Origin of the sequence: Saccharopolyspora rosea (assembly GCF_025643595.1) — a bacterium.
GTDB classification, from domain to species: domain Bacteria; phylum Actinomycetota; class Actinomycetes; order Mycobacteriales; family Pseudonocardiaceae; genus Saccharopolyspora; species Saccharopolyspora rosea.
In genome coordinates this window covers 303544-315670 of record NZ_CP102826.1, presented here as the reverse complement: position 1 = coordinate 315670, position 12127 = coordinate 303544, and the positions used below count along the sequence as shown (strand labels likewise).

Genomic DNA, 12127 nt, shown 5'->3' with positions numbered 1-12127 from the left:
GACTGCCAGATTGCGAGCTCCCGCACTGCGGTGGGGCCTGGGGCGGGCTCGTGGTCCACACTAGACGTGGTCGCGCCGGGGAGTGCGCGACCGCACCCGACGCAAGACGAGTGAGGAACCGCGTGGACTTCGACGTCACGATCGAGATCCCCAAGGGGAACCGGAACAAGTACGAGGTGGACCACGAGACGGGGCGGATTCGGCTCGACCGGACGTTGTTCACCGCCACCCAGTACCCGGCCGACTACGGGTTCGTCGAGAACACCCTCGGGGAGGACGGCGACCCGCTGGACGCCCTGGTGCTGGTGCAGGAGCCGACCTTCCCGGGTTGCCTGATCAAGTCGCGCGCCATCGGGATGTTCCGGATGCGGGACGAGAAGGGCGGCGACGACAAGGTCATCTGCGTCCCTTCCGACGACCCGCGGCAGGAGCACCTGCGCGACATCCACCACCTCCCCGAGTACGACAAGCTGGAGATCCAGCACTTCTTCGAGGTGTACAAGGACCTGGAGCCGGGCAAGAGCGTGGAGGGCGCGACGTGGGTCGGCCGCACCGAGGCCGAAGCGGAGATCAAGCGTTCCTTCGAGCGCCTCAAGTCCCAGGGTCACTGACTCGCCGACCCTCGCCCCAGGGCCCTCCCCGCGACGATGCGGTGAGGGCCCTTTTCGCGTTCGGGCACGGAGTTCTGCGCGAACGGGCAAGGCCGACCATCACCCGGATGGACGCCGGTTGTCCCCAGGAATCCCGAGTTGTCCACAGCCGGTGTGGAAGAACGACCCGCTTTTCCGGGGATCCACCGGCGTTTTCGCCGGGTTCGTCCGGTCCTCGGCCGGACGTCAGTCGAGGCGGACGTCCCGGAGCAACCAGGTCAGCAGGAACGCGACGACCATCACCGTGCCACCGACCATGAACACGGTGTCCATGGAGCTGGAGAAGCCCTCCAGGACCGGACGCGCCAGCCGCGGGTCGAGCCCGTAGAGGAACGACGTGTCGTTGAGGTCCAGGCCCCCGCCGCCGTGCAGCGCCGTCAGGAACGCGCGGTTGGCCGGGTCGGCCAGCACCGCCGGGTCGCGCAGCGCACCGGTGAAGTCCGGGGAGGTCGCCGCCGCCCGCATCGCCTCCGCGATCCGCCCGCCGACCGTGCTGAACAGCACCGACAGGAAGGCCGCGGCGCCGACGGTGCCACCGGTCTGGCGGAACAGGTTGACCGAAGCGGTCGCCACGCCCATGTCGCGCGGCGTCGCGTCGGTCTGCACCACGATCGTCAGCGTCTGCATCAGCATGCCCAGTCCGGCGCCCATGATCAGCGCGGTCAGCGACACCTGGACCAGCGATGTGTCCACCCCGATGAAGCTGAACAGGAACAGCGCGACCGCCATCACCGCCGAGCCGATCACCGGGAAGATCTTCAACCGGCCGGTCTTGGCGATCAGCCTGCCGACCACGGCGCTGGAGGTCATGATCCCGGCCGTCATGGGCAGCATCAGCAGTCCGGCCTCGGTCGGGGTGAGGCCCTGGACGATCTGCAGGTACAGCGGCATGGACATCAGGCCGCCGAACATGCCGACGCCGACGATGAAGTTGAGCAGGTTGCCCATCCGGAACGACGGCAGCCGGAACATCCGCAGCGGCAGCAGCGCCTCCGCGCCCATCCGGCGTTCGGCCAGCACGAACAGCACCAGCCCGAGCGCCCCGATCGCGTACATGACCAGCGAGGTCGACGACAGCCAGCCCCACTCGCGGCCCTGCTCGGCGACGGTCAGCACCGGCACCAGCAGCACGACCAGGGACGCGGCCCCGAGGTAGTCGATGCGGTGCCGGACCCGTTCGGTCCGCACGTTGAGCACCTTGGCGACCACGGCCAGCGCGACGATGCCGACCGGCAGGTTCACCAGGAACACCCAGCGCCAGCCGTCCACGCCGAGGAAGCTGTCCATCCCGGCGAACAGCCCGCCGACGACCGGTCCGACGACGCTGGACGTGCCGAACACGGCCATGAAGTAGCCCTGGTAGCGGCTGCGCTGCCGCGGCGGGACCAGGTCGGCGATGATCGTCAGCGCCAGCGACATCAGACCGCCGCCGCCGAGGCCCTGGATGGCGCGGAACGCGGCGAGCTCGTAGATCGAGTTCGAGATCCCGCACAGCAGCGATCCGACCAGGAACAGCGAGATCGCGGTCAGGTACAGCGGCTTGCGCCCGTAGATGTCGGACAGCTTGCCGTACAGCGGTGTGGTGATCGTCGAGGCGATCAGGTACGCCGTGGTGACCCACGCCTGCATGGTCTGGCCGTGCAGCTGGTCGGCGATGACCCGGATCGCGGTGCTGACGATCGTCTGGTCGAGCGCCCCCAGGAACATCCCCAGCATCAGACCGGTGAGCACGGTCACGATCTGGCGGTGGGTGGGCCCACCGGACTGCGCGGTCGACGCGCTGGGCGCCGCCGTTTCGGACATCAGTTCTCCCCTCCAGGCACCGGACCGGGCGGCCCGGTGAGAACGGCGAGCAGCTCCGGGAGGTGCTGCTCGTAGTCGGTGACGAAGCGGTCCAGCAGCCGCACGAGGGCCTGCCGGTCGGCGGGGTCCCAGCCCCGGAGCAGCCGCGCGATGGCCTCGTTCCGCCTGCCGCGCATCACTTCCAGGTGCCGCACGCCGCGCTCGCTGGCGACGAGCAGGGTGGCCCGCCGGTCCTCGGGGTCGGTGGTCCGCTCGACCAGTCCATCGCCGACGAGCTGGGCGACGTGACGGCTGATCGTCGACGGATCGGAGTGCATCCGCTCCGCGATCGTCCCGGCGCGCTGCGGCCCTTCGGCTTCCAGCAGCGACAGCAGGATGTAGGTGGCGCGGTCACTGCCGTGCCGCGAGGCGTGCGCCCCCACGTGGCTGGACAGCCGACCGAGCCTGCTCAACGCGTCGGCGATGCCGCCGGCATCGGCGACGAGATCGTCGCGCTCCACACCGCACCCCCCGGGAAATTGCTTGCACCATTCAACTAATCCAGCATGCGCGGCGCTGATCCCGGGAGGCAACCGGGTTTCGTGTGGGTTCTGACACTGGTGACATTTCCCGGCCCAACAATTCAACGCCCGTTGAGTTCTGCCGCGCGGCGAGCTACCGTTCCCATGACCCAACGGATCCCGGGAGGCTGGCGATGAGCGCGGTGCTGGACCTGTCCGCCGTCGGCGCCGACATGGGCGAGCTGGTCGGCGGCAAGGCGGCGAACCTGGGCGAGCTGGTGCGCGCCGGGATGCCCGTTCCGCCCGGCTTCTGCGTCACCACCGACGCCTACGACGAGGTCTGCCGCGCCCGCACCGCCGACCTCGTCGACCTGCTGCCCGGCGACCCGGGTCGCGCCGCGGAGATCCGCGCCCGGATCGCGGCGGCCGAGCCACCACCCGAGCTGGCCTCGGCGATCACCGCCGCCTACGCCGCGCTCGGCGAGAACGCGCCGGTGGCCGTGCGCTCCTCGGCGACCGCCGAGGACCTGCCGCACGCCAGCTTCGCCGGCCAGCAGGACACCTACCTCAACGTGGTGGGCGCCGACGCGGTGCTGGACGCGGTGCGGCACTGCTGGAGTTCACTGTGGACGGACCGGGCGGTGGCCTACCGCGCGGCCGTGGGCATCGACCACCGCGCCGTGCGGCTGGCCGTGGTCGTGCAGCGGATGGTCGACGCCGCCGCGTCCGGCGTGCTGTTCACCGCGAACCCGGTCACCGGCCGGCGCACCGAGACCGTGGTGGACGCCAACCGCGGCCTCGGCGAGTCGGTGGTGTCCGGCTCGGTGGACCCGGACCACTTCGTGGTGGAGTCCGGCCGGATCACCGCCCGGCGGCTCGGCGACAAGGCCACCGCCGTCCGGCCCAGGCCCGGCGGGGGCACCGAAACCGTGCCGCAGCGCGGGGATCTCGCCTCGATCCGCGACGAGCAGGTGCTGGCGCTGGCCGAGCTCGGCGACCGGGTGGCGCGCCGCTTCGGCCACCCGCAGGACGTCGAGTGGGCGCTCGACACCGGCGGGACGGCGTGGCTGACCCAGTCCCGGCCGATCACCACCCTGTTCCCGCTGCCCGAGGAGCCGCGGCCGGGGCTGCACGTCTACCTGTCGATCAACGTGGCCCAGGGCGTCTACCGCCCGCTGACGCCGATGGGCATCGCGGTGCTCGGCTCGATGTTCGGCGGCCTGACCCGCGGTCTCGGACTCCCGGTGCGCGACCGGCCGCAGCTGTTCCGGGACGTCGACGGCTGGTCGTTCGTCGACATCACCGACATCGCGCGCAGTTCGCTGGGCCGGCGCGCGGCGCGCGGGCTGTTCGCGATGGCCGAGGCGCGCACCGGCGAGGTCTTCGCGACGCTGCTGGACGACCCCCGGCTGTCGGTGCGCCGGAGCCCCGCGGCGCGGCGCGTCCTCCGGGTCCTCGCCCGCACCCGGGCTCCGCTGGTGGCCGCCCGGACGCTGGCGGACCCGGACGGCGCCCGGGCCCGCGTCGTCCGCGTCGTCGAGGAGCTGCGGGCCGAACTCGCGCGCCCCGCCGGCCGGTCGGCCGCCGAACGGGTGGCCGCCGCGCGGCGCGCCATCCTGGCCGTCGGCCCCCGGCTGGCGCAGGTCGCGCCCCGGATGGTCCCGGTCCTGCTGCTCAGCCGCCTGCTGCCGCGGATCGCCGGAGCCACCGAGGAGGAGGTCCAGGTCGTGCTGCGCGGCGTGCCGCACAACGTCACGACCGAGATGGACCTCGAACTGTGGGAGCTGGCGCGGCGGATCCGCCGGGATCCCGAGTCCGCGCGGGCGTGCGCCGAGCTGTCCCCGGCCGAACTCGCCGACCGCCACCGGACCGGCACCCTGCCCGGCGTCCTCCGCGGCGGGCTCTCGGACTTCCTCGCCCGCTACGGGCACCGGGCGGTCGCGGAGATCGACGTGGGCGTCCCCCGCTGGTCCGAGGCGCCGGAGTACGTGCTCGGCGTGCTCGCCGGATACGTGCGCAGCGACGAGCAGGACGCGGCGGAACGGTTCCGGCGCGGCGCGTCCGAGGCGGAGGCGATGGTCGACCGGATCACCTCGCGGCTGCGGAACCCGCTGCGCGCCCGGCTCGCGCGGTTCGCCGCGCACCGGGTGCGCGAACTCGTCGGCCTGCGCGAGATGCCCAAGTACTGCTTCGTGCTGGCGCTCGCGAAGGCCCGCGAGCACCTGCTGGCCGCCGGCCGGGAACTGGCCGGGGCCGGGCGGCTGGACCGCGCGGAGGACGTGTTCTTCCTGGACCACGCCGAACTCGCCGAGGTCGTCGCGGGCACCGACCACCGGGAGCTGGTCGCCCGGCGGCGCGAGACCCGCGAGCGCGAGCTGCGCCGCAGGCACCTGCCGCGGCTGCTGCTCTCCGACGGCACCGAGCCCGAGGCGATGATGCCCGCCGAGGAGGTGGACGGGCTGCTGACCGGCACCTCCGCCTCGGCTGGTTCGGTCACCGGGACGGCGCGGGTGGTGCTCGATCCGGCGGGGGCCGAGCTCGCGCCCGGCGAGGTGCTCATCGCGCCGTCGACCGATCCCGGATGGACTCCGCTGTTCCTGACCGCTGGTGGTCTGGTGATGGAGATGGGCGGCCCCAACTCGCACGGCGCGACGGTGGCGCGCGAGTACGGGATCCCCGCAGTGGTCGGCGTCCGCGGTGCCACCTCCCGGATCCCGGACGGCGCGACGGTCACGGTGCGCGGCTCGTCCGGGACCATCACCGTCCACTGAGGACGAAATGGCCCCCGCCCTGGTGGACGGGGGCCATTCGGGGATCGGATCGTGCGGAACTCAGCCACCGAGCTTGTGGGTCCCGCCGAGCGGACCGTGCGAGACGATCTTGCCGATCGCGTCGATCGGGTTGGCAGCGCCGGACTTCCCGGTCGGCGCCTGGTCGGCGAGCCCGGCCAGCGGGCTGTCCTCGCCGGTCACCGCCCCGAGCGGGCCGTCCTCACCGGTCACCTGGTCCAGCGGACCGCCGGACTTCGGCGCCAGCCCCGCGGTGGGACGCGCGGGGTTGAGGTGCGCCGCGGGCAGCTTGTCGATCGCCGAGCCGATCGGCGCCGGGAGGATACCCTGGCCGACGTTCGAGCTGCGGCCGGCGGGCAGCGTCTGCCCGGCCGGGAGCACCTGGCCGACGGGCAGCACGTGCTGCACGTCGCCCAGCAGCCCGTCCTGGCCGCCGTTGGTGTTGTCGAGCAGCCCCTGGATCGGGTCCGCGGCGGGCTTGCCCGACCGGGCGCCCTGCGGGTCCAGCGGCACCACGTCGCCGACGGTCTGCTTCGCGGACGCGACCGTCGCCGCGGTGTGGAAGACGGTCTTGCCGAGGTTGCTGTCGATCGGCAGATCGTTCGGGATGTCCGGGGTGGGGGCCGCGGTCGCGCTACCGGCGAAGCCGACCGCGCCCGCGCCACCGGCCAGCACAGCGGCCGCGGCGGTCAGAGTGCGCTTCATCGCCTTGCTCCTTTCTGCACAGGCCGACTCCTGTGCGCCGCGCCGGAGATTACGGAAGAATCGATTTCCACTATTCAGTGATCTCTTGAGTGGGAAACCTGAACACCACGTAGCCAATTTCCCGTTCGGTCGCCACTCGTTCGTGCGACGCCCTTTTCCGGCGATTACAGCCCGGTCGTGTCCAGGACGGTGGACCGCAGCCGGGCGGCGCGTTCGGCCCGCAGCGCCTCGACCGCGTCGGCGAACTCCGCGTAGGCGTCCCGCTCGCTGTCGAACCGCCGGTACCGGCCGGCCCGCAGCTCGACCGACTCGTACTCCCGCTCCAGCCCGTCCGCGGTCTGCCGCAGCACCGCGGACCGCTCGCGGTACTGGGCGTACCCGGCGAACGCCGCGGACAGCGCCACGACCAGGCACAGCACCGCCGAGAACCACCGCACGTCGGCGACGGCCACCGACATCGCCGTCGTGGTCGCGGCGATGATCGAACCGCCGATCACCACGCTCTGCAGCAGGTTGTCCTTCAACCTGTCGTGCCGCGCCTCCACCCGGTAGCGGTCGATGATCTCCGGCAGCTGCGCCCGGTAGCGCTTGTGCGCGACCAGCGGATCGCCGGATTCCAACTCTTCGAGCAGCTGTTCCCGTTGCGCGAATTCGAGCGCACGCAGTTCTGATTCCACCGAGCGCACTTTAAAGTGCTGTCCGTAGAGGAGTTTCCCCGAGGTGGCGATCGAGGCGATCAGCAGCGCGCAGGCGACCGCCGCTATCAGCGGGTAGGCCCATAAGGCGAGGGCCACCGCACTCAGCGCGGCCAGCAGGGCGTTGCCCGGCAGCACCCAGAGGATCAGCAGCCGCCGCACGACCCTGGCGCGGTACAGCCGCTCGGACCGCTCGGCGATCCGGCGTTCCCAGTCCTGCGGCGGTGCCGCGACCACACCGCCCCCCACGATCCCGGCCGTGTCCATTCGGTCCATCACGTTGATCCTTCCGGCGTCACTGCGATCGAAGTAGTTGCCTGCGCACCGCGACAATCGGCCGGGAGGGTGAAGGTGGTCCGGCCGAACGCCCGGAGCGATTCCGCCCGGTTCGGGGCTTGTCACTGTGTCAGCGCACCCAGAGCGACGAAATCCGGCCCATGCTGTCCCGATCGTTGTAATCCATTCGCAGTAATTTTGATGCCCGCAGCATGGCTGAGCGTGATCACGGATGCGGCCGAACGCGCGATCCGGGCTCGGCGGGCGCTCCGCACGGGCTCGGGATTCCCGGGTTTCGCTCGGCGGGCGGGCAACCGCGTCGACCCTCCGGTGGCCCGCGGACGCCGACCGGATGCCCGCTTTCCCCGGCCCGGACGGCCCGGCGGGACGCGCGCCCCGCGGTCCGCGCGGGCACCTCCCGCGCCCGCCGGGAACCCGATGCCCGCCCCGCGCACGCGAAATCCCGCCCACCGCCCGGCGCGTCCACCCCACCCTTCCGGGCGATATGGCCGGCCTGATCGGCGTCGCCGCCACGCGGGAGACGTCGAACACCGCCGCGGCGGAGCGCCGGTCGACTTCGCCGACGCCGACCCGGCGTTCCACCGGGCGGTCACGGTGCCGCGCACAATGAGGCCGGCACCGGCCTGTTCGAATCCCCGACGCCGCACATCCGGGAGGCGATGCTCGACATGCTCGACCTGATCGCGGAGTCCGAGGCGCCGCGCCCAGCGGCCCACCGCGGACTCCTCGTGGCCATCGCCCGCGCGGGAGACGCCGAGCAGGCGGCTCGGGCGCACCGGGGCGCGGTCGTGGACCGCGTCCGGTGACGGCGCGGACGCCGGTCATCCTCGGCACGGGAGGCGTCGCCGGTGCGGTGGGGGCGCTGCTCGGCGGCGGCACCGGGCTGGTGTCCGTTCCGGCGCTGGAGAAGCTGACCGACCTGCGCCGCGCCACGATCCACGGCACCACCACGATCTCCAACGCCGCGATCGCGGCGGTCGGCAGCACGGTCTACGCGCTGCGCGGCGGAGCCGTGGACCTGCGCGTCGGCATCCCGCTCATGGCGGGCGGTGTCGTGGGCGCGGTGTTCGGCGCCCGCCTGGTCGCCCGCGCACCGGAACGCGTGCTGCGAGCGGTGTTCGCCGCGGTGCTGGTGGTGGCGGGCGCCAAGTTCCTGCTCGACGCGGCCGGGCTCGACCCGCTGCGCCACCCGGTCCGGCTGGGGGCCGACGGGCTGCCCGCGGTCATCGTGGTCGGAACGCTGCTCGGCTTCGTGGTCGGCGCGTGGGCGTCCGCGCTCGGGCTCGGCGGCGGACTGCTGGCGGTGCCGGTGCTGGCGCTGCTGTTCGGCACCGGGCTGCACGTGGCCGAGGGGACGTCGCTGCTGGTGATGCTGCCCAACTCGGTTTCGGGCGCGCTCGCCCACCTGCGGCAGCGCACCGCCGCGCCGCGCGTCGGCCTGCGCCTGGCGGCGGGTGCGGCGGTCGGCGCGGTGCTCGGCGCGTTCCTGGCGCTGGCCCTGGACACCCGCGTCCTCAGCGGGATCTTCGGGCTGGTCACGCTGACCGTGGCCGCCCGCGAGATGCGCCGTCTGCGGCGCGGCTGATCAGCGACGCCGCGGCGCGGCCAGCACCGCGGCCAGCCACGCCTCGCGGGACTCGGCTCCGACCCGCGCGTGGACGAACCGGAAACCGCCGAGCAGCAGACCGAGGCCGACGAGAACGCCGAACGCCCACACCCCGTTCAGGTGCGACCACAGCACGACCGACGCGGCGACACCGCCGACCAACCACAGCAGGGCCAGGATGCGCAGGGCTCTCATGAGCGCCTCCAACCAACCGGGATTTCGAACACCCACCACGTTCGAACCCGGCGGTGATCCGCCCGTGAGAGCCCGGTGAAAGCCGCTTCACCGCCCGCCGCGGCGGTCCGTCACAGGTTGCCGAACAGGAACATGACGGCGACCGGCAGCAGGATCGGCAGCGCGATCACCCACAGCACCAACCCGAGGAACTGGAGCCGATCGCGCATCGACTCCGCAGCCCCCGCGAGGAACTCCCGAGCTTTCCGCTGCCGCGCCCGGACTTCCGAGACACCAGCACGGACCCGCTGACCGACCGACGTGATCATCCCGCTCCTTCCCCCGGGCGCGGCGTCACCCGAAAACGCCGCTGCCATACCGATGATCGCCATCGGGTCCGACTTCGTTACGGCCCGCTCCGCGATCGGCCACAGTGGACGGTCAGCCGCCCGGAGGCCGCGACTCACGACGCGCGGGTGGCCCACACCTCCACGAACGGCCCCCGGACGACCCGGTCGACCGAGCACCCGGACGCGGCGACCGCGGCGGCGAACCCCCCGGGCTCCCACGCGGTGTACCAGCGGCGCCCGTCCGGCTCGTCGAGCCACCCGGTCTCCCCCGTCGCCTTGACGCAGGCGTACATCCGCCCGCCGCACCGCAACAACCGGGCGAACTGCCCCAGCACGGACGCGGCTTCCGCCTCGGACAGGTGGACGAGCGAAGCCGAAGCCCAGATGCCGTCGAACTCGGCCGCGGAGAACAACGTCTCGACGGACCGCAGATCCCCCACCGTGGTGGGCGCGTGGGAGTTCGCCAGCGCCGCGAACTCCGGGTTCAGATCGACACCGCGAACCCGGCACCCGCGCGCCGCGAACCGCGCGAGATCCCGCCCCGGCCCGCACCCGGCGTCGAGCACCGACGCCCCCGGCGGCAGCCACCGGACGAACTCCTCGACCCGATCGAGCATCTTCGCCCCGTGCACCGCCACGTACTCCTCGACGTGCCCGCTGTAGGCGGCCACGGACACGGCGACCGGATCGACCTCCCGAGAAACCACGACGATCCCCCATCTCCGACGGCTCCGGTCAGACTTGCACCTGACGTCGCGTGAGGCCATAGCGTTTTCGCCGCGGCCGACGAATCCGAGCACACCAAGAGCACACCAGCAGGCCGGACGGCCCGACTGATCCGGAACCGATCGAGGAACAAAAAGAAAAAGCCCAAGTCAGCGCTTGACTGACCTGGGCTCCCACAGAGCCGCCTGAGGGAATCGAACCCTCGACCTACGCATTACGAGTGCGTCGCTCTGGCCGACTGAGCTAAGGCGGCGTGCGGGACCGAGTGTAGCGGGCCGTTGGCCGGCGGCTGCGCGCACCCCCTGCGGCGGGAGTGCGGAACGCGCGAGTAACCGGGGCGTCACCGTGCGAGGTGTCGCTCGTTGGGGTGGAAGTGACGCTTGTCACGCCGTGTTCCGCGGGCGGGAGGTTGTCGGATGCGAGCAGTCCGCCGTTTCGCCGTGTGCACCGCCGTGTCGTTGGCCGTCGGCACGTGGGGACCGCCGGTGGCGTCCGGCGAGAGCGAACCTCCGACGACGCCGATCCCGGCACCGGAGGATCCCGGGCAGCCACCGGCGTCGATGCCGACGACGGCTCCCGGACCGGTGGTGGCCGACGCCGGGACGATGGTGGGCATCGTGCGGCTGCTGCCGAACACCGTGCCGACCGACTCGATCGTCCAGGACCCGGACTTCCAGAAGAAGCTGCCGAAGCAGGCGGTCGCCGAGTTCGGCATGGGACGGGCCATCGCGCAGGCGAACTCGACGGCGTTCTTCGCGCACGAGCGCGCGACGGCCGAGGCGTCGCCGTTCGGCGCGGCGTTGTTCGGCAAAGCGCCCCAGACCCCCGGATCGGTCGTGCAGACGGCGCTGCCCGACCACCCCCAGCCGACCACCGAGGGCCTGCAGCCGCCGCCGTCCCCGGCCGACCAGGTGGTGCACCCGAGCGCGATGACCGGCAGCGCGCAGGCCCGCTGGGACGAACAGCTCGGGCCGTGCGTGCAGCCGATCGCCGACGCGCGGATGTCCCTGGGCGGCGTGTCAGCGGTGAACGCGCTGCCGTCGACAGCCGGTGACGACGCCCTGCAACGGCTCGGCGGCCTGCTCGACGGCAAGGCCCCGACGACCGACGGCCGCGGATCGCTGCTGCACGTCCCGGACGCCATCCAGGCGCATTCCACCGTGCGGCTCGCCGACGTGCCCGGACAGCACGGCAAGGCGGTGCAGGCGACGTCGAGCATGCAGGTGGCCGGCGTCCGGCTGTTCGCCGGAACCCCGCAGGAAGTGCGCATCGACGTGGTGAGCGCACCGCGGCTCACCGCCACCGCCACCGGCGACCCGGGAACCTCCACAGTGGACTACCAGGCGCCGGTGCTGCGGGTGTCCCGGGGCGGCCGGGTGCTGGGCACCCTGGACGCCGCCAACCGGCAACTGGACGTGCCGAACGTCCTCGACCTCGGCGTGCTGCGGCTGAGCGCCGGCGAGCTGAAGAAGGACGTCGTCGGCACCGAAGTGCGGGCCGGGTCCGAGCTCTTCGACCTGCAAGTGCTGCGCGGCCATCCGATCGGCGTGCCGACATCGCTGGTGCAGGTGTCGTTCGGCGAGCAGGTCGCGCGCGCGTCCGCCCCGCAGGGCGGTGTGGTGTGCGGTGGATCCGCGGCCCCCGGTCCCGCACCGGCCGCGCCGCCCGCGGCCGGGCCCGCGCGCCAGGTGACCGAGCCACTCGCGCTGACCAGCGGCGCCTACTACGCGGTCCCGCTGTTCTGGACCGGCACCGGACTGCTCGTCCTGGGCTCGATCCTGGTGGCCGCCCTACCCCGGCGCCGCCGCCCGTGAACCGTCCGTTGTGGACGA

At 72.6% G+C, this 12127-nt stretch carries 12 protein-coding genes and 1 tRNA gene; 5 read left to right on the top strand and 8 right to left on the bottom strand.

The genetic code is table 11. The annotated features are described in order from the left end of the window. The first annotated feature begins 122 nt into the window (after window positions 1–122). A complete protein-coding gene (locus NV263_RS01530) occupies window positions 123–611 on the top strand; it encodes an inorganic diphosphatase (protein ID WP_263250546.1) in 489 nt (162 codons plus the stop codon). A gap of 225 nt (window positions 612–836) precedes the next feature. Here the strand turns inward: NV263_RS01530 and NV263_RS01525 are convergent, their stop codons facing one another. After that, window positions 837–2453 carry an MDR family MFS transporter gene (locus NV263_RS01525; protein ID WP_263250545.1) on the bottom strand — a complete coding sequence of 539 codons (1617 nt, stop codon included), beginning with the start codon at window positions 2451–2453 and terminating at the stop codon, window positions 837–839. Then, window positions 2453–2953, bottom strand: a complete 501-nt coding sequence (locus NV263_RS01520) for a MarR family winged helix-turn-helix transcriptional regulator (protein WP_263250544.1) — start codon at window positions 2951–2953, stop codon at window positions 2453–2455. Before NV263_RS01520 ends, NV263_RS01525 begins: the two co-directional genes overlap by 1 nt. Window positions 2954–3147: 194 nt before the next feature. On the opposite strand from NV263_RS01520, the gene NV263_RS01515 reads away from it, so the two are divergent. Continuing rightward, window positions 3148–5724, top strand: coding sequence for a PEP/pyruvate-binding domain-containing protein (locus NV263_RS01515; RefSeq protein ID WP_263250543.1), 2577 nt, complete (start codon window positions 3148–3150; stop codon window positions 5722–5724). Between the two features lie 60 nt (window positions 5725–5784). On the opposite strand, the gene NV263_RS01510 is transcribed toward NV263_RS01515, so the two are convergent. Both NV263_RS01510 and NV263_RS01505 read right to left on the bottom strand, forming a co-directional pair. Continuing rightward, a complete protein-coding gene (locus NV263_RS01510; RefSeq protein WP_263250542.1) occupies window positions 5785–6447 on the bottom strand; it encodes a hypothetical protein in 663 nt (220 codons plus the stop codon). A 164-nt stretch (window positions 6448–6611) separates the two neighbouring features. After that, a complete protein-coding gene (locus NV263_RS01505) occupies window positions 6612–7418 on the bottom strand; it encodes a DUF4231 domain-containing protein (RefSeq protein ID WP_263250541.1) in 807 nt (268 codons plus the stop codon). Between the two features lie 680 nt (window positions 7419–8098). Here NV263_RS01505 and NV263_RS01500 point away from each other — a divergent pair. Together NV263_RS01500 and NV263_RS01495 are read left to right on the top strand one after the other, a co-directional pair. After that, the gene (locus NV263_RS01500; protein ID WP_263250540.1) at window positions 8099–8245 is read left to right on the top strand and encodes a hypothetical protein; all 147 of its coding nucleotides are present in this window, start codon (window positions 8099–8101) and stop codon (window positions 8243–8245) included. Beyond that, window positions 8242–9024 (top strand): sulfite exporter TauE/SafE family protein, encoded by a 783-nt coding sequence (locus NV263_RS01495; protein ID WP_263250539.1) that lies wholly within the window; start codon window positions 8242–8244, stop codon window positions 9022–9024. Before NV263_RS01500 ends, NV263_RS01495 begins: the two co-directional genes overlap by 4 nt. On the opposite strand, the gene NV263_RS01490 is transcribed toward NV263_RS01495, so the two are convergent. The 4 genes from NV263_RS01490 to NV263_RS01475 all read right to left on the bottom strand — a co-directional run bounded on the left by NV263_RS01490 (window position 9025) and on the right by NV263_RS01475 (window position 10548). Further along, window positions 9025–9240, bottom strand: coding sequence for a hypothetical protein (locus NV263_RS01490; RefSeq protein WP_263250538.1), 216 nt, complete (start codon window positions 9238–9240; stop codon window positions 9025–9027). A gap of 110 nt (window positions 9241–9350) precedes the next feature. Continuing rightward, window positions 9351–9548, bottom strand: a complete 198-nt coding sequence (locus NV263_RS01485) for a hypothetical protein (protein WP_263250537.1) — start codon at window positions 9546–9548, stop codon at window positions 9351–9353. Between the two features lie 134 nt (window positions 9549–9682). Further along, window positions 9683–10276 (bottom strand): class I SAM-dependent methyltransferase, encoded by a 594-nt coding sequence (locus NV263_RS01480; RefSeq protein ID WP_263250536.1) that lies wholly within the window; start codon window positions 10274–10276, stop codon window positions 9683–9685. 198 nt (window positions 10277–10474) lie between these two features. Then, a tRNA-Thr gene (locus tag NV263_RS01475) sits at window positions 10475–10548 on the bottom strand. Window positions 10549–10711: 163 nt separating this feature from the next. Between NV263_RS01475 and NV263_RS01470 the strand changes: the two genes are divergently transcribed. Further along, window positions 10712–12109: a hypothetical protein gene (locus NV263_RS01470; RefSeq protein ID WP_263250535.1), complete on the top strand. Its 1398-nt coding sequence runs from the start codon at window positions 10712–10714 to the stop codon at window positions 12107–12109. The last annotated feature ends 18 nt before the right edge of the window (window positions 12110–12127 follow it).

Excerpts from the sequence above, each read along its gene's own strand:
- NV263_RS01485 (WP_263250537.1), bottom strand. The coding sequence starts at position 9,548 with ATGATCACGTCGGTCGGTCAGCGGGTCCGTGCTGGTGTCTCGGAAGTC.
- NV263_RS01500 (WP_263250540.1), top strand. The coding sequence starts at position 8,099 with ATGCTCGACATGCTCGACCTGATCGCGGAGTCCGAGGCGCCGCGCCCA.
- NV263_RS01515 (WP_263250543.1), top strand. The coding sequence starts at position 3,148 with ATGAGCGCGGTGCTGGACCTGTCCGCCGTCGGCGCCGACATGGGCGAG.
- NV263_RS01505 (WP_263250541.1), bottom strand. The coding sequence starts at position 7,418 with ATGGACCGAATGGACACGGCCGGGATCGTGGGGGGCGGTGTGGTCGCG.
- NV263_RS01490 (WP_263250538.1), bottom strand. The coding sequence starts at position 9,240 with ATGAGAGCCCTGCGCATCCTGGCCCTGCTGTGGTTGGTCGGCGGTGTC.
- NV263_RS01470 (WP_263250535.1), top strand. The coding sequence starts at position 10,712 with ATGCGAGCAGTCCGCCGTTTCGCCGTGTGCACCGCCGTGTCGTTGGCC.
- NV263_RS01525 (WP_263250545.1), bottom strand. The coding sequence starts at position 2,453 with ATGTCCGAAACGGCGGCGCCCAGCGCGTCGACCGCGCAGTCCGGTGGG.
- NV263_RS01510 (WP_263250542.1), bottom strand. The coding sequence starts at position 6,447 with ATGAAGCGCACTCTGACCGCCGCGGCCGCTGTGCTGGCCGGTGGCGCG.